This window comes from Methyloversatilis sp. RAC08 (assembly GCF_001713355.1).
Taxonomy (GTDB): Bacteria; Pseudomonadota; Gammaproteobacteria; order Burkholderiales; family Rhodocyclaceae; genus Methyloversatilis.
The window spans coordinates 247,931-272,085 of sequence record NZ_CP016448.1 but is presented as its reverse complement, the minus strand read 5'-3'; the positions used below and the strand labels follow the sequence as shown (position 1 = coordinate 272,085).

General features: G+C 64.8%; 22 protein-coding genes. 15 read left to right on the top strand and 7 right to left on the bottom strand.

Going from position 1 to position 24,155, the window contains the following annotated elements:
• Position 1 precedes the first annotated feature (1 nt).
• Complete coding sequence (gene glyA, locus BSY238_RS01255; RefSeq protein WP_069037550.1) at positions 2 to 1,255, bottom strand: serine hydroxymethyltransferase; 1,254 nt, start codon at positions 1,253 to 1,255, stop codon at positions 2 to 4.
• A gap of 272 nt (positions 1,256 to 1,527) precedes the next feature.
• Between glyA and BSY238_RS01250 the strand changes: the two genes are divergently transcribed.
• The 8 genes from BSY238_RS01250 to BSY238_RS01225 all read left to right on the top strand — a co-directional run bounded on the left by BSY238_RS01250 (position 1,528) and on the right by BSY238_RS01225 (position 11,470).
• A complete protein-coding gene (locus BSY238_RS01250) occupies positions 1,528 to 2,703 on the top strand; it encodes a malate--CoA ligase subunit beta (protein WP_069037549.1) in 1,176 nt (391 codons plus the stop codon).
• Between the two features lie 113 nt (positions 2,704 to 2,816).
• Positions 2,817 to 3,704 (top strand): succinate--CoA ligase subunit alpha, encoded by an 888-nt coding sequence (gene sucD / locus BSY238_RS01245; protein ID WP_069037548.1) that lies wholly within the window; start codon positions 2,817 to 2,819, stop codon positions 3,702 to 3,704.
• Positions 3,705 to 3,773: 69 nt separating this feature from the next.
• The gene (locus BSY238_RS01240; protein ID WP_069037547.1) at positions 3,774 to 6,563 is read left to right on the top strand and encodes a phosphoenolpyruvate carboxylase; all 2,790 of its coding nucleotides are present in this window, start codon (positions 3,774 to 3,776) and stop codon (positions 6,561 to 6,563) included.
• A 70-nt stretch (positions 6,564 to 6,633) separates the two neighbouring features.
• Positions 6,634 to 7,611 carry an HpcH/HpaI aldolase/citrate lyase family protein gene (locus BSY238_RS01235; protein WP_069037546.1) on the top strand — a complete coding sequence of 326 codons (978 nt, stop codon included), beginning with the start codon at positions 6,634 to 6,636 and terminating at the stop codon, positions 7,609 to 7,611.
• Between the two features lie 98 nt (positions 7,612 to 7,709).
• Positions 7,710 to 9,383, top strand: a complete 1,674-nt coding sequence (locus tag BSY238_RS01230; RefSeq protein WP_069037545.1) for a formate--tetrahydrofolate ligase — start codon at positions 7,710 to 7,712, stop codon at positions 9,381 to 9,383.
• Positions 9,384 to 9,768: 385 nt separating this feature from the next.
• The gene (locus tag BSY238_RS18240) at positions 9,769 to 10,779 is read left to right on the top strand and encodes a hypothetical protein (protein ID WP_150123854.1); all 1,011 of its coding nucleotides are present in this window, start codon (positions 9,769 to 9,771) and stop codon (positions 10,777 to 10,779) included.
• Between the two features lie 80 nt (positions 10,780 to 10,859).
• Entirely contained in the window at positions 10,860 to 10,997 is a 138-nt protein-coding gene (locus tag BSY238_RS17890; RefSeq protein WP_223300223.1) for a hypothetical protein, read from the top strand.
• Positions 10,998 to 11,044: 47 nt separating this feature from the next.
• A complete protein-coding gene (locus BSY238_RS01225; protein WP_069037544.1) occupies positions 11,045 to 11,470 on the top strand; it encodes a BLUF domain-containing protein in 426 nt (141 codons plus the stop codon).
• A gap of 10 nt (positions 11,471 to 11,480) precedes the next feature.
• Here BSY238_RS01225 and BSY238_RS01220 read toward each other — a convergent pair whose 3' ends face one another.
• Both BSY238_RS01220 and BSY238_RS01215 read right to left on the bottom strand, forming a co-directional pair.
• Positions 11,481 to 12,257, bottom strand: coding sequence for a PEP-CTERM sorting domain-containing protein (locus BSY238_RS01220; protein ID WP_150123853.1), 777 nt, complete (start codon positions 12,255 to 12,257; stop codon positions 11,481 to 11,483).
• Positions 12,258 to 12,438: 181 nt separating this feature from the next.
• The gene (locus tag BSY238_RS01215) at positions 12,439 to 12,840 is read right to left on the bottom strand and encodes a group II truncated hemoglobin (protein ID WP_069037542.1); all 402 of its coding nucleotides are present in this window, start codon (positions 12,838 to 12,840) and stop codon (positions 12,439 to 12,441) included.
• A gap of 168 nt (positions 12,841 to 13,008) precedes the next feature.
• On the opposite strand from BSY238_RS01215, the gene BSY238_RS01210 reads away from it, so the two are divergent.
• On the top strand, positions 13,009 to 13,797 hold the full coding sequence (locus tag BSY238_RS01210; RefSeq protein WP_069037541.1) for a SapC family protein: 789 nt from the start codon (positions 13,009 to 13,011) through the stop codon (positions 13,795 to 13,797).
• On the opposite strand, the gene BSY238_RS01205 is transcribed toward BSY238_RS01210, so the two are convergent.
• A complete protein-coding gene (locus tag BSY238_RS01205) occupies positions 13,791 to 15,221 on the bottom strand; it encodes an ATP-binding protein (protein ID WP_083223863.1) in 1,431 nt (476 codons plus the stop codon). The two genes, BSY238_RS01210 and BSY238_RS01205, sit on opposite strands and share 7 nt — an antisense overlap.
• A 57-nt stretch (positions 15,222 to 15,278) precedes the next feature.
• The gene (gene ompR / locus BSY238_RS01200; RefSeq protein WP_069037540.1) at positions 15,279 to 16,007 is read right to left on the bottom strand and encodes an osmolarity response regulator transcription factor OmpR; all 729 of its coding nucleotides are present in this window, start codon (positions 16,005 to 16,007) and stop codon (positions 15,279 to 15,281) included.
• Positions 16,008 to 16,540: 533 nt separating this feature from the next.
• Here ompR and BSY238_RS01195 point away from each other — a divergent pair.
• Positions 16,541 to 16,879, top strand: a complete 339-nt coding sequence (locus tag BSY238_RS01195; protein WP_069037539.1) for a hypothetical protein — start codon at positions 16,541 to 16,543, stop codon at positions 16,877 to 16,879.
• 32 nt (positions 16,880 to 16,911) lie between these two features.
• Positions 16,912 to 17,799 carry a DUF1501 domain-containing protein gene (locus tag BSY238_RS01190; protein ID WP_069037538.1) on the top strand — a complete coding sequence of 296 codons (888 nt, stop codon included), beginning with the start codon at positions 16,912 to 16,914 and terminating at the stop codon, positions 17,797 to 17,799.
• An 83-nt stretch (positions 17,800 to 17,882) separates the two neighbouring features.
• Here BSY238_RS01190 and BSY238_RS01185 read toward each other — a convergent pair whose 3' ends face one another.
• Complete coding sequence (locus BSY238_RS01185) at positions 17,883 to 19,457, bottom strand: tetratricopeptide repeat protein (protein WP_069037537.1); 1,575 nt, start codon at positions 19,455 to 19,457, stop codon at positions 17,883 to 17,885.
• Positions 19,458 to 19,520: 63 nt separating this feature from the next.
• Here BSY238_RS01185 and tsaB point away from each other — a divergent pair, with 63 nt between their 5' ends.
• The 3 genes from tsaB to BSY238_RS01170 are packed head-to-tail and all read left to right on the top strand — an operon-like array spanning position 19,521 to position 21,642.
• Positions 19,521 to 20,291 carry a tRNA (adenosine(37)-N6)-threonylcarbamoyltransferase complex dimerization subunit type 1 TsaB gene (gene tsaB / locus BSY238_RS01180; protein WP_223300222.1) on the top strand — a complete coding sequence of 257 codons (771 nt, stop codon included), beginning with the start codon at positions 19,521 to 19,523 and terminating at the stop codon, positions 20,289 to 20,291.
• Between the two features lie 5 nt (positions 20,292 to 20,296).
• Positions 20,297 to 20,851, top strand: coding sequence for a ribosomal protein S18-alanine N-acetyltransferase (rimI, locus tag BSY238_RS01175; protein ID WP_083224103.1), 555 nt, complete (start codon positions 20,297 to 20,299; stop codon positions 20,849 to 20,851).
• Positions 20,848 to 21,642 carry a uracil-DNA glycosylase gene (locus tag BSY238_RS01170; protein WP_069037536.1) on the top strand — a complete coding sequence of 265 codons (795 nt, stop codon included), beginning with the start codon at positions 20,848 to 20,850 and terminating at the stop codon, positions 21,640 to 21,642. The genes rimI and BSY238_RS01170 overlap by 4 nt, the downstream gene beginning before the upstream one ends.
• A gap of 24 nt (positions 21,643 to 21,666) precedes the next feature.
• Here BSY238_RS01170 and lplT read toward each other — a convergent pair whose 3' ends face one another.
• Positions 21,667 to 22,932, bottom strand: a complete 1,266-nt coding sequence (gene lplT, locus BSY238_RS01165; RefSeq protein ID WP_069037535.1) for a lysophospholipid transporter LplT — start codon at positions 22,930 to 22,932, stop codon at positions 21,667 to 21,669.
• A gap of 291 nt (positions 22,933 to 23,223) precedes the next feature.
• On the opposite strand from lplT, the gene BSY238_RS01160 reads away from it, so the two are divergent.
• Positions 23,224 to 24,084 carry a LysR family transcriptional regulator gene (locus BSY238_RS01160; RefSeq protein ID WP_236952605.1) on the top strand — a complete coding sequence of 287 codons (861 nt, stop codon included), beginning with the start codon at positions 23,224 to 23,226 and terminating at the stop codon, positions 24,082 to 24,084.
• The last annotated feature ends 71 nt before the right edge of the window (positions 24,085 to 24,155 follow it).

Genomic DNA, 24,155 nt, shown 5'->3' with positions numbered 1-24,155 from the left:
CTTATTTGCGTCCGTAGACCGGCAGTGCGGTGCACAACCGGGTGACGTCAGCGACGACACGCGCGATCACGGCGTCGTCGTTGGGTGCTTCGAGTACGTCGACGATCAGGTTGGCAACCTGCTTCGCCTCGGCTTCCTTGAAACCGCGGGTCGTCATCGCCGGGCTGCCGATGCGGATGCCGCTGGTGACGAACGGCTTCTGCGGATCGTTCGGGATGGCGTTCTTGTTCACCGTGATGTGGGCGCGGCCCAGTGCAGCTTCCGCTTCCTTGCCGGTCACGTTCTTGGCGCGCAGGTCGACCAGGAACAGGTGCGACTGGGTGCGCCCGGACACGATGCGCACGCCGCGCTCGACCAGGGTCTCGGCCATCACCTGCGCGTTGTTCAGCACCTGCTGCTGATAGGACTTGAATTCCGGCGTCGAGGCTTCCTTGAACGCGACGGCCTTGGCAGCGATCACGTGCATCAGCGGTCCGCCCTGGATGCCCGGGAAAATCATCGAATTGATCGGCTTTTCGAACTCGGCCTTGCCCATGATCACGCCACCGCGCGGGCCGCGCAGCGTCTTGTGCGTGGTCGAGGTGACGAAGTCGGCGATGCCGATCGGGCTCGGGTACAGACCGGCAGCGATCAGGCCGGAGTAGTGCGCCATGTCGACCAGCAGGTAGGCGCCGACCGAATCGGCGATTTCGCGGAAGCGCTGGAAGTCGATGTGCAGCGAATAGGCCGACGCGCCGGCGACGATCATTTTCGGCTTGTATTCGTGCGCCAGCATTTCGACCTGCTTGTAGTCGATGGCTTCGGTTTCCGGGTCCAGACCGTAGGCGACGCCCTTGTAGATCTTGCCGGAGAAGTTCACCGACGAACCGTGCGTCAGGTGACCGCCGTGGGCCAGCGACATGCCCAGGATGGTGTCGCCCGGCTGCAGCATCGACATATACACAGCGGCATTGGCCTGCGAGCCCGAGTGCGGCTGCACATTGGCGAATTCGGCGCCGAACAGCGACTTCAGGCGATCGATGGCGAGCTGTTCCGCGACGTCGACAAACTCACAGCCACCGTAGTAGCGCTTGCCCGGATAACCCTCTGCGTACTTGTTCGTCAGTACCGAACCCTGCGCTTCCATGACCGCAGGGCTGGCGTAGTTTTCCGACGCGATCAGCTCGATGTGGTGTTCCTGACGTGCGTACTCCGCTTCCATGGCGGCCCACAGTTCGGGATCGGAATGGGCGATGGTCTGTTTCGGGTCAAACATGGGATGCCTTTCGGGGAAGTGAGCGTCTGGCCCGGTTTCGGGCGTTGGCGCGTGAACTAAAACAAGACAAATCAACTATATCGTACGAATGCAAGCCCTCGTATCGGACTTTCTTATCGCCGAGATAAGTATAAGTGAAGCTTAATTCAAACAGCCTCACCCATAATCAAATCCATAGGTTTGCGTTTCGGACCTCCGTGCTGCCCGACGTCGGGGCGCCGGTGACGCGGCGGCAAACAGTCCTCTGAATTCAATCTGACGGAAGGTGGAGCATGGACATTCACGAATACCAAGCGAAAGAGTTGCTGGCCGGTTTCGGAGTTCCGGTGCCGCGCGGCAGCGTGGCCTACAGCCCGGATCAGGCTGTCTACACGGCGACCGAACTGGGCGGCTGGCACTGGGCGGTGAAGGCCCAGGTGCACTCCGGCGCGCGCGGCAAGGCAGGCGGCATCAAGCTGTGCAAGACCTATCACGAGGTCGATGCGGCGGCGCGCGAACTGCTCGGCAAGCGTCTGGTGACGGTGCAGACCGGCCCGGAAGGCAAGCCGGTGCAGCGTGTCTACGTCGAAGTCGCCGAGCCCTTCGAACGTGAGTTGTATCTGGGCATCGTGCTCGACCGCAAGGCCGAGCGCGTGCGCGTGATCGCTTCGGCCGAAGGCGGCATGGACATCGAGGAACTGGCCAACACCGCACCGGAAAAGATCATGCAGGTCGTGGTCGAACCGGCGGTCGGTCTGCAGGCCTTCCAGGCCCGGCAGATCGCCTTCGGCCTGAAGCTGAACATCAAGCAGGTGTCGCGTGCGGTCACCGCCATCATGGGTGCCTACCGCGCCTTCCGCGATCTCGACGCGACGATGGTCGAAATCAATCCGCTGGTCGTCACCAAGGACGACCGCGTGCTGGCGCTCGACGCCAAGATGTCGTTCGACGACAACGCGATGTTCCGCCAGCGTGCCGTGGCCGACATGCGCGACCCGTCGCAGGAAGATCCGCGCGAAGTGCAGGCGGCCGAGCACAACCTGAACTACGTGGGTCTGGACGGCGACATCGGCTGCATCATCAATGGCGCCGGTCTGGCCATGGCCACGATGGACACCATCAAGTACGCCGGCGGCGCACCCGCCAACTTCCTCGACGTCGGCGGCGGCGCCTCGCCCGAGCGCGTGGCCAATTCCTTCCGCCTCGTGCTGTCGGACAAGAACGTCAAGGCCATCCTGGTGAACATCTTCGCCGGTATCAACCGCTGCGACTGGGTCGCCCAGGGCGTGGTGCAGGCGTGCAATGACATCGATATCACGGTGCCGCTGATCGTCCGCCTGGCCGGTACGAACGAAGAAGAGGGGCAGCGCATCATCCGCGAAAGCGGCCTGCCCATCATCAGCGCCAGCTCGCTCACCGAGGCGGCGAAGAAGGCGGTCGAAGCGGCGCGCGCCCACGCGGCGAGCTGAGTCAAAGGATACCCACGCTCACTTCGTTCGCTGCCACCGAGGGCGGCACCCGCCCTCGGGGCGGCCTGGCGGGCGGCGCGTAGCGGATAACCGATGCACAAGAGGATTTAGATATGAGCATTCTGATCAACGAAAAGACCAAGATCATCGTCCAGGGTTTCACCGGCGACAAAGGCAGCTTCCACGCCAAGGAAATGATCGAGTACGGCACCAACGTGGTCGGCGGTGTCACGCCGGGCAAGGGTGGCTCGACCCATCTGGGCAAGCCGGTGTTCAACACGGTGGCCGAAGCGGTCGAGGCGACCGGTGCCGAAGCCAGCATCACCTTCGTGGCGCCGGCCTTCTGCGCCGACGCCATCATGGAAGCGGCCGATGCCGGCATCCAGCTGGTGTGTTCGATCACCGACGGCATCCCGGCGCAGGACATGATGCGCGTCAAGCGCTACCTGATGCGCTACCCGAAAGAGCGCCGCACGCTGATGGTCGGCCCCAACTGCGCCGGCATCATCAGCCCGGGCAAGGCCATGCTGGGCATCATGCCCGGCCACATCTACAAGCAGGGCACGGTCGGCATCGTGTCGCGCTCGGGCACGCTGGGTTACGAAGCGGCGGCGCAGATGAAGGCGCTCGGCATCGGCGTGTCGACCTCGGTCGGCATCGGCGGCGACCCGATCAACGGCTCGTCCTTCCTCGATCACCTGATGAAGTTCGAAGAAGATCCGGAAACCACGGCGGTCGTGATGATCGGCGAGATCGGCGGCCCGCAGGAAGCGGAAGCGTCGGCCTGGGTGAAGGAAAACATGAGCAAGCCGGTGGTTGGCTACGTCGCCGGCCTGACGGCACCGAAGGGTCGCCGCATGGGCCACGCCGGCGCCATCATTTCGGCCGCCGGTGATTCGGCTGCCGAAAAGTCGGAAATCATGCGTTCCTACGGTCTGTCGGTCGCCCCGAGTGCGGGCGAACTGGGCACCACCGTCGCCGCCATGATGGCCCGGCTCTGATCGAACGACGTCTGATCCCGGCGCCATCCGCTGCGCTGCGCTGTCCGTCGGGCCGCTGCGGCCCGGCGGATGGCGCCCAACCTCGACCAGCGAAAGTCCATCGTGGTGAGTGATCCCGTTTCCGTCCCGGCGTCGTCCGACGCTTCGGGGCACGATTTTTCAGAGAAGGCCGTCGACCTGCTGTTCGCGCTGCTGCGCGAGGTGGTCCAGCGCCATCATCCCGAATTGCTGAACGTGCTGTCCGGCGGCACCTCGGGCGCCGGGCTGTCGCCGCAGATGCTCGGTCGCGCCATCCAGGCGCAAGGCATCCTGTTCCAGCTGCTGTCGATCGCCGAACAGAATGGCGGCATGCGCAAGCGGCGTGAAGTCGAGCGGCTGCAGGGGCGCGAATGTCTGCCCGGCACCTTTGCCCATGTGTTCGCCGCCGCCCGCAAGGCGGGCCTGAACGCCGACGCGGTCCGCGCCGCATTTGCCGGCCTCAAGGTGCGACCGGTGCTGACCGCCCACCCGACCGAAGCCAAGCGGGTGACCGTGCTGGAGCGGCACCGCCGCATCTACCGCCTGCTGATCGATCTCGAATCGCCGCGCTGGACGCCGCGCGAGCGCACCGGGCTAGAAAGCACTCTGCGCAATGAAATAGAGCTGCTTTGGCTGACCGGCGAACTGCGGCTCGAAAAGCCCAATGTGTCGCAGGAAATCGCCTGGGGCCTGCACTTCTTCAACGAAACGCTGTTCGACGTCGCCCCCGATGTGCTGGCGCGCGCCGACGAGGCGATGGCCGAACACTTCGGCGCCGACGAAGCCGGGCTGCCCGGCTTTCTAGAATTCGGTTCCTGGATCGGCGGTGATCGCGATGGCAACCCCTTCGTCACCAACGCCATCACGCGCGGCGCGCTGACCGAATGCCGGCTGGCCGCGCTGCGCCGTCACCGGCAGAGCGTGTTCGATCTGGTGCGCAGCCTGTCGGTGACCGAAGCGGCGCTTGCGCTGCCGGACGACTTCCGCGACGCGCTGACGCTGGCGCTGGAAGAGCGCAGCGACGGCAATGCGATCGCCGCGCGCAATCCGGGCGAGCCGTTCCGCCAGTTCCTGGTGTGCATGCTGGCCCGGCTCGACGACAGCATCGCCGATGCGCTGGGCGAGCCGAATGACGCCGGTGCGCGCCACGGCTACGAATCGGCCGAACGCCTGATCGCCGATCTGCGCACGCTGGAAACCGGTCTGGCGGACTGCGGTCTGGCCGAGCTGGCCGGCAGCGAAGTGCGTCCGGTGCGCCGCCAGGTCGAGGTGTTCCGCTTCAGCACCGTGCGGCTCGACCTGCGCGAAAACTCCACCCGCGTCACCCAGACGCTGGAAGCGCTGTGGCGCGCCAGCCGCGGCGAGCCGGCCGATGCGCCGGCACCGGAGCAGACCGGCACCGAATGGCGCGACTGGCTGCTGGCCGAACTGGCGCAGCCGCGCAGCGGCCCGCGTGACTTCGACGAACTGCCGGCGGTGGCCAGCGAAACGCTGGGCCTGTTCCGGCTCATCGCCGAACTGCGGCCGCGCCTGGGTCGCGACGCCTTCGGCAGCTTCATATTGAGCATGACGCGCAATGTGTCGGACGTGCTCGGCGTCTATCTGCTGGCCAAGGAAGCCGGGCTGTACGCCGACCCGGGCGGCGTCGAGCGCTGTGCGCTGCCCATCATGCCGCTGTTCGAAACCATCGAGGACCTGCGCCGCGCGCCGGCCATCATGCGCGAACTGCTGGCCATGCCGCTGATCAAGCGCTCGGTGCGCGCGCTCGGCGGCGTGCAGGAAGTGATGATCGGCTACTCGGATTCGAACAAGGACGGCGGCTTCCTGTCGTCGAACTGGGAACTGTACAAGGCGCAGATGAAGCTGACCTCGGTCGGCGCGGAAGCCGGCGTGAAGATCGCCTTCTTCCACGGCCGCGGCGGCTCGGTCAGCCGCGGCGGCGTGCCGGCCGGGCGCGCCATTGCGGCGCAGCCGGCTGGTTCGATCCAGGGGATTTTCCGCCTGACCGAACAGGGCGAAGTCATTTCATCGAAGTACGCGAACAAGGGTACGGCCGCGTTCAACCTCGAACTGCTGGCCGCCAGCGTGTTCGACCATGCGCTGAAGTCCGGCCGCAGCGACGGCATCACGCTGGTGGCCGAATTCGACGACGCACTCGAAGCGCTGTCGGGCGCGGCGCACGCCGCCTACGCGAACCTGATCGGTCATCCCGGTCTGGTGAGCTACTTCCAGGAAGCCAGCCCGCTCGACGAAATTTCGCTGCTGAACATCGGTTCGCGCCCGGCACGCCGCTTCGGCGCGCGTTCGCTGTCGGAGTTGCGGGCCATTCCGTGGGTGTTCGCGTGGGCGCAGAACCGCCACCTGATCACCGGTTGGTTCGGCGTCGGCTCAAGCCTGGCCAATTTCACGCGCGTGCGCGGGGCGAGCGGCGAGGCGCTGCTGACGCGCATGTTCAACGAGTCGCCGCTGTTCCGGCTGATCGTCGACGAGGTCGAAAAGACGCTCGCCGTGGTCGATCTCGAACTGGCGCGCGAATACAGCCTGCTGGTGGCGGATGCCGGCGTGCGCGAAGAGGTGTTCGGCATGATCGTGCGCGAGCACGAAATCACCTGCAGCCAGATCCTGCGGCTGTCCGGTTCGCGCACGCTGGCCGAGCGCTTCCCGGACTATCGCCAGAAGCTGGGCCACCGCCTGCCGGTGGTCAATCAGGTCAGCCGGCAGCAGATCGGGCTGCTGCGCGCCTACCGCCAGACCGACGACGCGGCCCGCAAGGAGGAATTCCGCAAGGCGCTGCTGCTGTCGATCAACTGCGTGGCCGCCGGTTTCGGCGCCACCGGCTGACCGACGGACCGCCATCCATCGTTTTCACACCATTCATTCAACATTCGCACCATCACCGGAGGAGACATCCATGAGCTTCACGATCATCGAACAAGCCACACCGCGCCTGCACCGTTCCGAACTCGCCGTGCCGGGTTCCAACCCGGGCATGTTCGAAAAGGCCGCCAAGTCGGCCGCCGACATCATCTTCCTGGACTGCGAAGACGCGGTCGCACCGGATGACAAGGAACAGGCACGCAAGAACATCATCCAGGGCCTGAACGAGATCGACTGGGGCACCAAGACGATGATGGTGCGCATCAACGGTCTCGACACCCACTACATGTACCGCGACGTGGTCGACATCGTCGAAGCCTGCCCGCGCCTGGACATGATCCTGATCCCGAAGGCCGGTGTGGCGGCCGACGTGTACGCGGTCGACATGATGGTCACGCAGATCGAGGCGGCGAAGAAGCGCACCAAGCGCATCGGCTTCGAAGTGCTGATCGAAACCGCGCTCGGCATGGCCAACGTGGAAGCGATCGCCCAGTCGTCGAAGCGCCTGGAAGCGATGAGCTTCGGCGTGGCCGACTACGCCGCCTCGACGCGCGCCCGCACAACCGTGATCGGCGGCGTGAACAAGGACAGCGTCGTGCTGAGCGACAAGGACGAAGCCGGCAACCGCCAGGCCTTCTGGACCGACCCGTGGCACGCTGCGCAGACGCGCATGATGGTGGCCTGCCGCGCCTACGGCCTGCGCCCGATCGACGGCCCGTTTGGTGACTTCAACGATCCGGACGGCTATATTTCAGCCGCGAATCGCGCCGCGGTGCTGGGCTACGAAGGCAAGTGGGCCATTCACCCGTCGCAGATCGAACTGGCGAACACGGTGTACACGCCGTCGGCCGCCGAAGTGACCAAGGCCCGGCGCATCCTCGAAGCGATGGCGCAGGCGGCGAAGGAAGGTCGCGGCGCGGTGTCGCTCGACGGGCGCCTGATCGACATCGCCAGCATCCGCATGGCCGAAGCGCTGATCGCCAAGGCCGACAGCATCGCCGCAGCGACCTGATCGCTGCATATATATATAGAGGGGGCGCGCATCGTCACTCGCCGGTCGCGCCCGCATCCGATTCATGACCACATCTCGACTACACGGAAAAAACCGATATGGCATCCGATATTGAAATTGCACAGCAGGCCAAGATGTTGCGCATCAGCGAGGTCGTGTCCAAGCTGGGCATCCCGGAAGACGCGATCGAGCCGTACGGCCACTACAAGGCCAAGGTGTCGCTCGAATACCTGAACACGCTGAAGGACCGCCCGGACGGCAAGCTCATCCTGGTCACCGCGATCAGCCCGACGCCGGCCGGCGAAGGCAAGACCACGACCACGGTCGGTCTGGGCGACGCGCTGAACCGCATCGGCAAGAAAACCATGATCTGCCTGCGCGAACCGTCGCTCGGGCCGGTGTTCGGCGTGAAGGGCGGGGCGGCCGGCGGCGGCTACGCCCAGATCGTGCCGATGGAAGATATCAACCTGCACTTCACCGGTGACTTCCACGCCATCGGTGCCGCGCACAACCTGCTGTCGGCGCTGATCGACAACCACATCAACCACGGCAACGAGCTGCGCATCGACCCGCGCCTCATCCAGTGGAAGCGTGTGGTCGACATGAATGACCGCGCACTGCGCAAGATCACCATCGGCCTGGGCGGCACCGCCAACGGCTTCGTGCGCGAAGACGGCTACGACATCGTGGTGGCCTCGGAAGTGATGGCCATCCTGTGTCTGGCCGGTTCACTGTCCGACCTGAAGGAACGCCTCGGCCGCATCATCATCGGCTACACGATGGGCGACAGGAAGCCGGTGTATGCGAGCGACCTGAAGGCGCAGGGCGCCATGGCGACGCTGCTGAAGGACGCGATCAAACCGAACATCGTGCAGACGCTGGAAAACAACCCGGCCATCATCCACGGCGGCCCGTTCGCCAACATCGCGCACGGCTGCAATTCGGTCACCGCGACCAAGGCCGGCCTGAAGATGGCCGACTACGTCGTGACCGAAGCCGGCTTCGGCGCCGACCTGGGTGCCGAGAAGTTCATCGACATCAAGTGCCGCATGGCCGGGCTCAACCCCGCCGCCGTCGTGCTGGTCGCCACCATCCGCGCGCTCAAGTTCCACGGCGGCGTTAAGAAGGAAGAGCTGAACCAGGAAAACCTGGCCGCGCTCGAAAAGGGCATCTGCAACATCGAGCGCCACCTGAAGAACATCAAGGAGCACTACGGCCTGCCGTGCGTCGTGTCGGTCAATCACTTCACCTTCGACACCGACGCCGAAATCGCGCTGCTGAAGAGCCGCATCGAAGCGCTCGGCGGCAAGTTCGTCATCGCGCGTCACTGGGCGAGCGGCGGTGCCGGCGCAGAAGAGCTGGCCCGCATGGTCGCCGACATCTGCGACAACGCGCCCGGCAAGCACACCTTCGTGTACGACGCCAACGCCACGCTGCAGGACAAGATCACGACCATCGCCACCAAGATATACGGTGCCGGTGCAGTGACCTTCGCCGACGCCGCGCGCAAGCAGCTAGAGGGCTGGAATGCCGACTACGGTCACTTCCCGGTGTGCATGGCCAAGACCCAGATGTCGTTCTCGGCCGACGCCAACGCCAAGGGTGCCCCGAGCGGCCACACCCTGAACGTGCGCGAAGTGCGCCTGGCCAACGGCGCCGGCTTCGTCGTCGCCGTCTGCGGCGACATGATGACCATGCCCGGCCTGCCCAAGGTGCCGAGTGCAGAGAAGATCGACATCGACGACAACGGCAAGGTGTCGGGGTTGTTCTGATAGTTGTTTCCGGATGGAAAACGCCGCCTTCGGGCGGCGTTTTTTTTTGGAGAGGCGGGTCAGTCGTTGCAAGGCACGAGCTGCCTCCGAGTGACGTGGCTGCGTATCGAGCACGTCACCCTGACGACATATGATCTTCTGGTATGGACGCTATCGTCCGGCAGGCTGATGGTGTGTTGCCGTTGGATCACTCAGCATCAATGCCTTGCGGCCCTGCCTCTACGGAACGCGTTGTTCGGTTTCGGGACGGAGGCAAAGAGAGGCGAGTAGGGGACAGAGGCAGGTAGGGACAGACCACGAATAAATACTCTGCGTTCGAACGAGTATTCGAGTATTCGTAGTCTGCCCCTGTTTTTTTCTAAACAGGATTTGATGGTGCGATGTCATGCATATTGATTCGGTCTGCACAGTGGTGAAAAAATTGGTCATCGCTTCGTCGGCATTAATCTATCTGAGTGCTCTGAGCGGGTGCATGACCGGATTCGCTTTAGTTACATCACCTCATATCGCGACGTTGGAAAAAAGTGCTGACCACTACATGGTGATGGAAACCGACGTTGAGATTGAAGGGGCGTTGAGAAAAATCGAAGTTGATTGGCGGTGTTTTCAAAGCCCATCCTTTTCGGCAAACGCTGGTTGGTACATGCGATGGCAGAGTGATCCGCAGATTGGCTTTGTTGCGAAAGCGTTGCCATCGGGGAAATACCTGGTCATGGGCGTGGGCGGTATTCACTGCTCGAATCTGAGTTCCCCTGAATTTGATCATGGTCAGAACGTAGGAATCCTGGATGCGGATTTCTCCACCTTGGAGATATTGTCGAACAAGGAATATGGAAAAGCGCGTGACGAACGCATAAGAAGAAGCATTATTCGCGTAATTTCGGCCCCAGGAGAAATTTCGCGTTCGCCAGATGAATTGGATGTGGCCGAGAAGTTTTTGAGTGATAGCCCTTCCTATGCAACGATTCCGGTCAATGTCTGGGAGGCCGACGTCTGGGGGAGAGACCCTTCTGCAACGGCAAGGGTAAAACCTATAGATAGTTTGGCCTTTGCAAGTGATCTTCGTTACCCGACGAGCATCAATGGCGGCGGGTTCGGTTCCTTTGCTAACCGCGATGGGCTGCTTCCGGGTTTTACCACTCTTCCCATCGTTAATGGTAAGTTAGATTTAAATGGCAATGAACTCATACGACCTGGAAAGAGAATCTTTGGTCGTACTCCAGGAAGAGGGCGTAATTTCGAGAACTTCGAGGTTTGCTACAAAGGTGAGTGTTGGAAATTAAAAATAGGGAGCGGTGGAGAGGATCAAATATATGACCCTGAAACCAAGAGAGTCATCCAGATCGGTTGGCCGATTACCTCGATCGGCCGAAACCTGAACCAGTTTCTCGAATAGAGTTTAATCGGGGGCAGACCACGGTTGCTGCCTCTGCTGAAGCACTGAAGCAGGAAACGTGGTCTGTCCCCTATTGATCCATGTCGCGCAGTCCGCAGCACCCGGAAGACAAGCAGATCGCCGCCATCGCACTGATCCATGACCTGACGCTCGTCACGCGCAACACCGCAGACTTCGCATCGACCGGGGTACGGCTGCTGAATCCGTTCGTGGGCTGACTCTGCCGTCGTACCATTGTTCGCCCCCTTCACCCGCGAGCGTCGCCATGACTTATCAGATCGTGTATTCCTCCCAGGCCACCGGGCCGATGACGGCGGCGGAGCTGGAGCAGATCCTGGTCGATGCACGCGCTGGCAACGCCGCCCGCAACGTGACCGGTGCGCTGGTGTTCGTCGATGGCGTGTTCCTGCAGATTCTCGAAGGCGACGAGGCCGTCGTGCGGACGCTGATGGCGAGCATCGCCCTCGATACGCGGCACGATACGGTCACCGTCTTCCACGAGGCCGAGGTGGACGCGCCGACCTTCGGCACCTGGCGCATGGCCTACGTCAGTGCGACGCCGGAAGAGATGTCGGCCTGGGCAGGGCTGCCCGGCACCGCGACGGTCGATGCGCTGCTGCAGGACATCGGCCGCGACCCGCAGCGCGTGCCGCAGATTCTGGCCAGTATCCTGCGCCACCTGGCGGGATGACGCAGGCGCGTCAGCGGTGGCGCCGGCCCGGCCTCGCTCGCGACAGACCGGCGACCAGCGCGAGGCCGGACATCATCATCATGATCGACGCGGGCTCGGGCACCGGGGCGGCGAACAGTTGCGTGCCAGATGAATTGGTGACCACATAACCCGCGGGCAACTGCAGCGACACCGACGCCGTGTTGTAGAAGTCGATGCTCCCTTCGAGCAATCCGGGAACCGACATCGACAGTTCGACTACTGCCCGCAGCGGCCGTCCGGCTGAGTAGGGCAGCACGATGCTGCCGCTGAAGCTCTGGCTGTAATTGCCAACGGTGGTCAGGCGCCCCGTCGCCTGGAACACATTGAACGAGAAGGGCTGACCGAAGTTCAGGCTGTAATCCAGGAAACGGCCGAAACCCGGGTTGAACACGGCGCCCGGCGAAATGCTGCCGTCAAGCTGCAGCGTGACCGGGATGGTGATCGATCCGGACGGCGTGCCCGCAGCGACGGAAATGTCCCAGAAGTCGCGCAGGCTCACCGAGGCGGCAGTCTGGCTGCTGCCGCCCGCGCTACCGGACGCACTGGCCTTCAGTCCGATCGAGGCGCTGGCCGCATCGCCCTTGATGTCGGCGCTGGCCGAGCCGCCGGCACAGGCCGTGGCGCCGCCCAGCACGAAAACATCCTGCGCGGTGCTCTGCGGAATGATCCGGCTGTCGCTGCAGCTGCCCTGACCCGAATTCATCGAAACCGCGCCACCCGTGGTGGCGACGGCGGCGGCGTTTCCTGCCATCAGGAGCGCGCTCAAGGCGAATCCGAGCGACTGCAGGGTGCGAATGGGTTTCAAGGGGGCGCACCGGGGTATCGAGGAGAATCGAGTCTAGGCGCCGGCAATGCTTCGCGACACGAAGATGAGTGCGATAAGTAAAATACGTTGGCGTGCGTGACGCTTACGCGAGCGCGGTCGGCGCAATCAGCCGGCCACGCTGTCAGCCCGCCATGTTCCGCATGTGGTCGGCAAGGTCGGACAGCGCGCCGTACAGCTGGGCGTTGGAATCGTCCGGCGGCAGCACTTCTTCCATCGCCATGCGCATGCACATGAGCCACTGGTCGCGTTCCGCCTCGCCGATGGTGAAGGGCAGGTGGCGGGCGCGCAGGCGCGGGTGACCGTAGGCTTCGATGTACAGTTGCGGGCCGCCGAGCCAGCCGGACAGGTACATGTAGAGCTTTTCGGCCGAGCCCGACAGGTCGGCCGGGTGCAGCTTGCGGATGCCGTAGGCCTCGGGCAGCGTGTCCATCAGTTCGTAGAAGCGATCGACCAGCGTGCGCACGGCGGGCGCACCGCCGATGTGGTCGTAGAAGGTGGTGCTGGCGGAGTGGGTCTGTGTCATGGGGTGGTGAGCGTGTTCAGTCGGCTACCGGTGGTGGCCTCAAAGCGTGATTTTATATCGCTCCGGCCCGCCGGACTTTGGGCATCGCGCGGTCGTTTTTCGCGCGGACGACGGAGCGGGCGGCATAGAATCTGCCCCGGCGCACTCCCATCCACCGGAAGGATTTCAATGAAAACGCTGCTTTTCTACGACAGTGTGGTCGTCCTGAACCGCGACACCCATCGCGACCTGCACCTGAAGCCGCAGGACAACCTGCGTTTCGCCGCGAGCACCAATTGCGTGCCGCTGGCGCTGGTCGAGTTTGGCGACGTGGCGCGCGAGTATCCGATCGTGTTCGCGCGGCTGCCGGGTGGCCTGGTACCGGTGGCGCTGCTCGGTCTGCGCGATGCGGAAAACCTCTATCTGAACGACGAAGGCAAGTGGGACGCACGCTACGTGCCCGCCTTCGTGCGCCGCTACCCCTTCGTCGCGGTGCAGGACAACACGGCACCCGACAAGCTGCTGGTGTGCATGGACGAGCAGTTTCCCGGCTTCAACAAGGAAGAGGGCGAGCGACTGTTCGACGAGAACGGCGCCGAAACTCCCTTCCTGAAGAATGCGCTGGCGTTCGTGCAGGGCTACCAGAACGAGGCGCAGCGCACGGCCGAATTCTGCCGCGAGGTCGAACAGCTCGGGCTGCTGAACGAAATGAGCGCGATGGCCGAACTGAAGGACGGTCGCAAGTTCCGGCTAGACGGCCTGTGGGTGATCGACGAGGCGAAGCTGCAATCGCTGTCGGCGGCGGCGGCGGTCGATCTGTTCCGCCGCGGCTGGATGGGTCTGGTGTATGCGCAGCTGCTGTCGCTCGGTCACCTGCGTGTGCTGCTCGACCGCACGGCGCAGCGCAGCGGCGAGGCGCCGGCGGCGCCGGCTGATGACGCGGCGGTCGCAGCGGCCGAATCAGGCAGCGTTCACTGACCCTGTCTGTCGCGGCTGGCCGCTGCCGGTGGGGCGAGCGGCAGCCGCAGGCGGGCGACCAGCCCGCCGCCCTCGCGCGGCAGCAGTTCGAACCGGCCGCCGTGCGCGCGCAGGGTGCGTTCGACGATGGCCAGACCCAGCCCTGCGCCGCTCTGGCCGGTGCGCGCGTTGTCCAGGCGCGTGAAGGGCCGCTTCAGGCGGTCGATCTGCTCGGGCGGTATGCCCGGGCCACGGTCGCTGACGTCGATGCAGGCGTCCGGTCCGTCGATCACGCATGACAGTTCGACCGGCTTGTCTTCACCGGCATGGCGCAGTGCGTTGTCGACCAGATTGTTCAGGCAGCGGCGGATGGCGAGCGGACGAAATCGCATGGCAGGCACCGGATCGAGCCGCGCGGCGCTGACCGCGAAGCCGTGCCGCGTGTAGGCCTGGGCTGCTTCCAGCACGAGGCTGGCCAGATCGCCTTCGACCGGTTCCTCGCCGGTGGTCATGCGGGCGAAGTCGAGAAACTGGCCGATGATCTTGTCCATGTCATCGATGTCGGCGCTCATGTCGCGCACCGTGTCCGGGTCGAGCCCGGCCATTTCCATGTCGAGCCGCAGCCGCGTCAGCGGCGTGCGCAGGTCGTGCGAAATGCCGGCCAGGATGAGCGCGCGCTCGTCTTCCATGCGAGCCAGATCGTCGGCCATCTGGTTGAACGCGTGCGCCACCTCGGCGAGTTCTTCCGCACCGTGCTCGGGCAGCGGCGCCGGGCGCTCGCCGCGGCCGATCGCTCGGGCTGCGCGCTTCATCGCTGACAGCGGCCGGGTCACCCGGCGCACGATCAGGAAGGCGCCGCCGAGCGCGAGCAGCAGCGCGGCGGTACCCCAGCCGACCACTTCGAGCGCCAGCGGGCGCTCGATGCGGTTGCGCGGCAGCATGAGCCAGTAATCGTCGATGCCTTCGCCGTCGGAAATGCTGAAGCTGACGAACAGCCCGGTCTGGATGCCGCGCGACACGACGATGCGGGTGCGCGGGTCGAACCGCTTGCGCAGTTCATCCTCGATGGCGGCCAGCGAGCGGTCGCCGGGGATGGGGTCGAAACCCGGAATGTCGCCGTCGAGATAGATGCGCAGACCTTCGCGCATCGACAGGTCGGTCAGCAGTTCGACGCGTCGCTGCGGGTCGGCGCTGACCAGCGAAGCACGGGTGAGATTGATGACGCTGATGATGATCTGCGCGGCCTGCTGCGCGCGCGGCGCGCGTTCCAGCCACGCGTAGATGCCGGACCAGGCGAGTACCGAGGCGGTCAGCAGGCCGGCCAGCAGCAGGAAGGTGCGGGCGAGCAGTGTGCGGGGCAGCAGCGGAAAGCTGCGCAGCGGCGCGCGCAGGGCCTGACCGGTCAGACGGGCGAACCTTCCGCGGCGACGCGCGCGCTTTACCACGGGTGAAACGCCGGCGCACAGCCGGTCGAAGTGTGACCGGCCGCCGCAGGGGCGTGATCAGGCATGCCGTGTACCGTCAGGTACGAATACATAGCCGAAGCCCCACACCGTCTGCAGGTAGCGCGGCTTGGCGGGGTCGTCTTCGACCAGCTTGCGCAGGCGCGACATCTGCACATCGATCGAGCGATCGAAGGCGTCGTATTCGCGGCCGCGCGCCAGTTCCATCAGCTTGTCGCGCGACAGCGGCACGCGCGGCGACTCGAGCAGCACCTTGAGCAGCGAGAATTCGCCGGTCGTCAATACCTGTTCCTGGTTGTCGCGCGTGAGCGTGCGGGCGGCCAGGTTGACCTCGACCTGACCGAAATGCACGACCCTTTCATCGAGGGCGGGTGCGCCCGGCGGCGGTTTCGGCGCCTGACGACGCAGCACGGCGTTGATGCGGGCGACCAGTTCGCGCGGATTGAAGGGCTTGGGCAGATAGTCGTCGGCGCCCATTTCGAGCCCGACGATGCGGTCGACCTCGTCGCCCTTGGCGGTCAGCATGACCACCGGAATCGTGTTGTCCTGGGCACGCAGCCGGCGGCAGATGGCGAGGCCGTCTTCACCGGGCAGCATCAGGTCGAGCACCATGAGGTCATACAGTTCGCGCGCCAGGGCACGGTCCATCTGCGTGCTGTCGGCCACGGCCTTGACCGCGAACCCCTGTTCTCCGAGGTAGCGCTCCAGCAGGGCGCGCAGGCGGGCGTCGTCATCGACGACCAGGATCTTGCGTTTTTTTTCTTCCATGTCGCGATGCTACCCGAGCGTGTCTGCAGTATTCAATCTGCCGGTGAGCGCATGTAAGCGGCACGGCTGGCGTTAACGTGCGCTTACAAACCCTGCGGGTCTGCTCACATCCGGCTAACAGCGGTTGTTCAGGCTTCGTCCATCAACCAGTCAAGGCGGGAAACGCCACAGGGAGGCAGTGATGAAAGGGTTCGGAATGATGGTCGGGGCGTGTCTCTGCAGCGCATCGTTTGCCGCGTCGGCGGCCAGTGCGGTGTCGCCCCCGGTGCAGACGGGCGGTGCGGCGAAAGTCGGAGCGCAGACACCCTTTGAATCGATTCCGGCCCGGGCTTCGGATACCCTGAGTCGTGATGGGGCAGGTACTGCATCGTCGGACGTGGCTCAGGGCAAGGATCAGGCAGCACATCTGGCGCGGCAGTACGCACTTCACCGCGCCAGTCTCTACCTCTACAATCCGGGGCGCATCGGGCCGATGGCGCGAGCGCCCGGCGGTGCCGCAGTTGAACAGTAGCGACGGCAAGGAGCGAACACGAATGATGGGTGCAGATCTGACCAGCGTACGACGGCGACGCGCCGTGCTGTGCTCCTGTATGGGCGCGGCGGTCATTGCCTCGACGACAGTCGAGGCCGCGGGCGGCGACCCGGTCGGGCGACGCGACTTCGTCGGTGGCCAGTACATGGAACGCATCATGCCCGCCAGTGGCGAATTGCCGCCGATGCGCCGCTTCGACGGCGAAGATCCGACAGCGGCGCGCCGTGCCAACTACGGTGACCAGCGTGGCCCCGGGCTGACGCCGGAAGAGCGCCGGCAGCTGCGGCGCGACATCCGCGACGCATCGCGCGAGCTCTATCGCGACGCGCCGGATCGTTAGTCACTCACCCCCGCAGACCTGCCCGACAATCGATGGACAGACGCCATTTCCTGCAGTGCGCTGCGGCAGCGCCGCTGGCAGGGGGGCGCGTCGGGGCTGCCGAAGCGGCCCCGCTCGGCCGACTGCTGATCGTCATCGATCTGGTCGGTGGCAACGACGGTCTCAATACCGTCATCCCCGTTTCCGATCCACGCTACACCGCGCTCAGGCCGACCATTGCGATCGACCGCAACAGCGCGCTGCCGCTCGATGACCGCAATGCATTGCATCCGTCGCTTCGGCCATTGATGCCGCTGTGGTCGGCCGGCGAACTGGCGGTCATGCATGGCGTGGGCAGTGCCGACGCCAGCCTGTCGCACTACCGTGCGGTCGAGCTGATGCAGGCTGCGTTGCCTGACTTTCCGGCAGCGGATGCCGCCGACACACTTCAGTCGCTTTCCTTTCCGCCGCCTGCATCCGCCCCGTCCTCACTCGCGCAGGCGCTCGAGCAGATCGCATCCGGTGCGCCGCTGCATTCGTTGCACCTCGCGCTGCACGGCTTCGATACGCACGAACGCCAGCCCGAGCTGCATGGCCGGCTGTTGGCGCGACTCGCCGCAACGATGTCAACGCTGCGCGCGTCGTTGCAGGCGTCGGGTCGCTGGCCCGACACCGTGCTCATGACACGCTCGGAATTCGGTCGTCGCGCGGCGGAAAATCTGAGTGTCGGCACCGATCATGGCTGCGCCGGTGTCCAGTTCGTTGCCGGTGGTCGATTGACCGGCGGCGTATTTGGCGCGCAACCTGACCTCGATCGGCTCGATGGCCGCGGCAATCCGGCGCCACAGATCGAGATCGGCGCGCTGAATCGCTCGGTGGGTGCGTGGTGGTCAGGGGCGCAGGCTCGTTTTGTCCCCGACGCGGCGTCTTCATCTGCCTGAGCGCGCCGCTGCAGCGCCCTCTCGCCTTGCCGCAACCCCCTGCCAACCCGGCCTGCGGCGCTGATCAACCGAGATTTCCCTGTTCAATCCGGACTGCTCGCCCGCGCCGTCGGCTTGTGCCGGTCAAAGCCGTGTTTCTGCGCCACCCGGTTGTAGTGGATGTGCGCATCGATGACGCTGCGCTCGCGCGGAGCGAGCGTGAAGGCGTCGATCAGGATGTTGCGCGCGTCCGCTGCGAGCGCGTCGTCCCAGGTCACATCCAGTCGCTTGATCAGTGTGCCCAGCCGCGTCAGTTCGGCCTCGATGTGGTCGAGGTCGGGACCTTCGGCGCGCTCGGCTTCGAGCTGCGCCGCTGCCGCCCTGGCACGATCACGTGCCGACTGTGACTGGCGTTTCAGCCGGTTCGGCAGCACGCCGGGCGCGTCGGGCAATGTGCTGATCAGTTTTTCGGCGGCGTCCTGGCGGTCGGTTTGCAGGCATGCTTCAGCAAGCTCCGTCGTGGCCAGCGTGTCCGGCGTGCGCAGTTGTTCATGGGTCTTGAGTGCCTGATCGATGGCGCGACGCGCGCCTTCTTCGTCACCATTGCGACTCAGCCGGCGTGCCTCGATGACGTCGGACAGCACGGCGGCACGTTCGCTGTCGCCCAGCATGGTGCGCATTTCCTGCATGCGCTGGTTGATTTCGGCATCCGTATCGTCAAGCCCGACCAGGCTTTTGATCAGCGTCAGGTGGTCTTCGGTACAGCTCAGCGAAGTGCCTTCGGTGCGGTCCACCACCCGCCGCATGACGGTCGCGGCTTGCCCGACGTCACCCAGTTCGAGACAGATTTCGCCCAGGCTGCGCAGCCGCCGAAGGTTGTCCGGCGCGATCGAATCGGCGCGTTCGTAATAGGTGCGTGCCTCGGCAAGCTCACCGTTGCGTTCGTGCAGTTCGCCGAGGAAATCATAGACGCCCATGAAATCCGGGAATTCCTCGCTGATCTGCGCCGCCAACTCGGCGGCTTCGCGCGCCTCGCCACGCTCGCGCAGCACCATCGCATAGCCGATGCGCGCCCAGGGTACGGAATTGCGGGCGATGATGGCCTGGTAGATTTCGCTCGCTTCATCCAGCCGGCCCAGCGCAATCAGCGCTTCGGCGCGAATGCGCAGCGCGTCCAGTGCGTAGCGCGGCGTACGTTCGACCACCCGGTCGCATTCGAGAATCACGCCGGGCAGGTTGCGCTGGGCCATTTCCACAAAGACCGCCTTCAATGCGAGCTTCTTTTCGACCGCCCGTTCCAGCCGCTCGGCCAGCTGGCCGGAGGTGAAGGGCTTGAGCAGGTAATCGTCCGGTGCGAATTCGGCTGCCGACACGACGCGCGCGCGCAGGCGCTCGCCGGTGACGATGATGAACACCGACGACAGCGGCAGAATGTTGTTCAGCCGGAGTTCTTCGAGGGTGCGCAGGCCGTCGTGCTTCTCGCCGAAGTTGTGGTCGCACAGCACGACGTCCGGTGTCGTGCCGGCGCACTGGCGCAACAGGTCGCCGGCGGTTCCGGCCATGGCGACATGCTTCACGCCGGCCTGCGACAGTTGCGTGCGCAGCCACGTACGGACGACCTGATTCGCGTCGGCAATGACGACGCGCATCTTGTCCAGTCCTTCGGTCGGCAGAAACATGACTAAAAGCCCCTTCCGGGGTTAACGATAACGCCGCAATGAACGGCTCGGAAAGCGCTTTTCTTGAAGTGGCCGAAGGCGCCGGACGCGCCGGAACACCCTACAATCACGCGCTTCGACATCGAATCGCCGTACGGAATGAAGCTGCTTGCGATTGAAACATCATCCGAAACCGCCTCGGTCGCCCTGTTGCTTGATGACGAAGTGCGCGTGCGCGAAGGCGGTACGCCTGGCACGCACGCGCGCTTCGTGCTGCCATGGGTGACCGAACTGCTGGGCGAAAGCGGCCTGGCGCTGCCGCAGCTCGACGGCATCGCGTTCAGTGCCGGGCCGGGCAGTTTCACCGGTCTGCGGCTTGCCGTATCGGTGGCCCAGGGGTTGTCGGTCGGCAGCGGCGTCACGCTGGTGGCCGTTCCGACACTCGAGGCACTGGCGCTGTCGGCGGGAGACGGATTCAAGTGTGTCTGTGTCGATGCGCGCATGAGCGAGGTCTACAGCGCATGTTACGAAGTGCGTGGCGATGGCGTGACAGCGCTGTCGAACGTCCGGGTGAGCCCGCCGGCAGGCGTGTGCAGACCGGAAGGTGAGCTGGCGTCATGGCAGGGCTGCGGCAGCGGATTTGCGCTTGCCGGGGTTGCCGAACTGCCCTGGGTCGCCGATCTCGGTTCGATCGACACCGGGCTGAACGCGCATGCGCGGCAGATCGGCCGTCTGGGCTGCCTGCGCCTGGCGGCTGGCGAAGGCATCGACGCCGCGCTGGCGTCGCCGATCTATGTGCGCGACAAGGTGGCGCAGACGACCGCCGAACGTCTGGCCGCGGGTGGCCGCGCCTGATGGAAATGTCTGCCGCATCCGTACAGCCCGCCGATCAGGCGCAGCGCGCTTTTGCGCCGATGCGTGAAAGTGATCTGGATGAGGTTGCCCGACTGGAAAGCACGCTGTACGACTTTCCGTGGACGCGGGTGAACTTCGCTGATTCGCTGATCGCCGGCTACTGCTGCCGCGTGCTCTTTCAGGACGGCGTGCTGGTCGCCTATGCGGTGATGATGTGCGTGCTCGACGAAGCGCATCTGCTCAATCTGAGCGTCGCGGGCTCCATGCAGCGGCGCGGGCTGGGCCGCCTGATGCTCGATCATCTGGCGCGCGAAGCGGCCTTGTATGGTGCCGAGCGCATGTTTCTCGAAGTCCGTCCGTCCAATGTGGCGGCGCGCGCCATGTACGACGCCGCCGCCTTTCAGCCCATCGGCCGTCGCCCGCGCTATTACCCGGCGCTCGACGGGCGCGAGGACGCCATCGTGATGAGTGCCGAGTTGGGAGAGGGCTGGCGAGCAGGTTTTCGAGCGGGATCGAATGAGGCAATGAACGAAGGCACGAACGAGCGGTGGCGTCGATGAATCGGCGTGCATCCGTGCTGAGGGAGATGGGTCTGGCGCCGCTCTGGCGTCTGCGCGATGCGCCGGGCGCGCGCGCAGACAGCCCGCCGGCAGAACAACACGCGGCGGTCGCCGGCGTGTCCGATACAGCGGCCTTGGCAGCACCTGTTCGCGCGCCCGCCGCCGCAGCGCGACCGGCCGCGATGCCGGCCGCTGCGCCGCTCGTGGCGCCAGCTCCGGCGCACGTGGCGACTGACGGCCTCGACTGGGAGGCACTGGAAGCCGCGATTGGCGCCTGCCGCGCCTGCCCGCTGCATGAACGGCGCACGATGGCGGTGCCGGGCGTCGGCGACCGCGCAGCCGACTGGCTGTTCGTCGGCGAAGGGCCGGGCGCTGAAGAGGACCTGCGCGGCGAGCCCTTCGTCGGTCAGGCCGGCAAGCTGCTCGATGCGATGCTCGCCGCCATCGGTCTGGCGCGCGGGCGGAATGTGTACATCGCCAATGCGGTGAAATGCCGGCCACCGGGCAATCGCACGCCGGAAGCGGCCGAGATGGCCACCTGTCAGCCCTATCTCGAGCGGCAGATCGCGCTGATCCAGCCACGCATCATCGTTGCACTGGGCCGGCCGGCCGCGCAGACCCTGCTTGGCGGCGAAGTGAAGATCAACGCGGCGCGCGGACGCCTGTTCGACCGTGCAGGCATTCCGGTGGTCGTCACCTATCACCCGGCCTACCTGCTGCGCAGCCCGCAGGACAAGGCCAAGGCATGGGAAGACCTGTGTTTCGCGCGGGCGGCGCTGGCTGCGCGCTGAGCCGTCGGGGCGGGCCAGAAGAGGTCAGTGGCTGAAGCCGTCGTCGAGCAGCGACACGTCGTCGCGCTTGCGCTGGTTGGCCTTGTGCCATTTGCCGACCATGAACATCGTCGCGGCGACGAACAGGCCGAACATGACCATCACCACGAACACCGACAGGCCGGCGGCCAGCAGCGCGGCGTACAGCCCGGTCATGATCAGGATGGACAGGTTTTCATTGAAGTTCTGCACGGCAATCGAGTGACCGGCGCCCATCAGCATGTGGCCCCGGTGCTGCAGCAGCGCATTCATCGGCACGACGAAGAAGCCGGCACAGGCGCCGATCAGGATCAGGATCGGTACCGCCACCCACAGCTGCGTGACGAAAATCATCAGCGGCACCAGCAGCCCCATCGCAATGCCCAGCGGAATGACCCGTACCGAGCCGCGCAACGTGATGCGGCGTGCCGCCATCACGGCGCCGATGGCAATGCCCACCGCCACCACGCCCTGCAGTTTCGACGCCTGCGACAGACCCATGCCGAGCGCGCGGTCAGCCCAGTCGATCACGATGAATTGCAGTGTCGCGCCGGCACCCCAGAACAGCGTGGTCACCGCGAGTGAAATCTGCCCCAGCTTGTCCCGCCACAACCCCTTGAAACTGTGGCTGAAATCGGCGATCAATGCGGCCGGACTGCTGTTCAGCGGTTTCAGCGGTACGCCGGTGTCCGGAATGAACAGGTTGAAGATGGCAGCCAGCACATAGAGCAGGCCGACCAGCATCAGGCTGATTTCAACGGTGGTGTCGAGCCCGGTATCGACGAAAGGCAGGTCGATCGCCAGCAGGTGCGCGCTCAGCGACGGGTCGATCAGCAGACCGCCCAGCAGCACGCCGACGATGATGGCGCCGACCGTCAGGCCTTCGATCCAGCCGTTGGCGACCACCAGCAGACGGTGCGGCAGGTATTCGGTCAGGATGCCGTACTTGGCCGGCGAGTAGGATGCGGCGCCCAGACCGACCACGGCGTAGGCGAGCAGTGGATGCACATGCCAGAACATCAGCGCACAGCCCACCACCTTGATGCCATTGCTGATCAGCATCACGCGACGCTTGGCCATCGAATCGGCGAGCGCACCGACGAAGGCGGCCAGCAGCACGTACGAAATGGTGAAGAACAGCTTGAGAAGGGGGATCTGCCAGTCGGGTGCCAGTGCGTCTTTCAGCACGAAGATGGCGACCACGAGCAAAGCATTGTCGGCGAGCGCAGAAAAGAACTGCGCGGCCATGATCATGTAGAAGCCAAGAGGCATCGGGCGTTGTGTGCCGGAACTGCACGCCGGCCCTGCGCAAAAAGTGCGCCTTTATACCACGAAGCCCGCACTGTCCAGATGACGTGACACGGCGCTGCTACACTGCTTTGCGCTGATGCAATGCAGCACCGGGGAGGGCCGCAGTGGTCGTCCTGGAAAGCCGCCAGACCTTACATTTTGGTTGACCTGCAAACGTCAACTTGGTCTATAACCACGAGGGCGAGCGTCACTTATAAAGAGGGAAAAATGCCTGATAGAAGGCTGGAGGTGTTTCACGCAGCGGCGAGCCAGATGTCCTTTACCCGCGCCGCCGAACTGCTGCAGATGACGCAACCCGCAGTCACCTTCCAGATCAAGCAGCTTGAGGAACACTTCGGCACCCGGTTGTTCGAGCGCGCGCACGGCCGCGTGACGCTGACACCAGAAGGTCTGAAGGTGAAGGATTACGCCGACCGTATCCTCGACCTCTTCGCGACGCTCGAAAACGAGCTGCAGGAAATGGCAAGTGACCTGCGTGGTCACCTGCTGATCGGTGCCACGCCGACGGTGGCTGAATATCACTTGCCGCCGGTACTGGCAGAGTTTCGCATCGCGCATCCGAACGTGGTGCCACGGCTTACCGTCGACAACCCGGGCGTGATCGAGGACATGGTGGACGAGCGCGTGCTCGACATCGGCATCGTCGAAGGTCTGGGCCGCGGTGGCGCACAGGTGATGGTCGAACCGTGCGCCGAAGACGAGCTGGTGGTTGTCTGCGCGCCAGATTTCCCGCTGGCCGGGCTGGACGCGGTCACGCCCGAGCACCTGCTTCAACACCCCTGCGCCGGCCGCGATGCCGGCAGCGTGCGTGCGCTGCTTGAAGACTATCTGTCACGGGGTGGTGTCGATCCGGCCAAGCTTCCTCTGGCGTTCGAACTTGACCGGCTGTCGTCGGTGAAGGGCGTGCTCGAGCGCGGGCTGGCCTATGCCATCCTGTCGCGCGCGGCCATCCGGCATGAAATCAGCCTCGGTCTGCTGGTGGCCGTACCGTTGCGTCCCCGACTGGTGCGTCACATGGCGCTGCTCTATCCGTCGGAGCGCTTCCGCACCTATATGGCCAAGCAGTTCGGCGAATTTGCGTCGGCGCGTCTGGCGAGGCAGAGCGGACGCTGAAACCCGGCACGGCATCTGTTCGGTACAGTCGAAACGGGTGCCGGCCAGCGCCGGATAGTAGAATTGGCGGC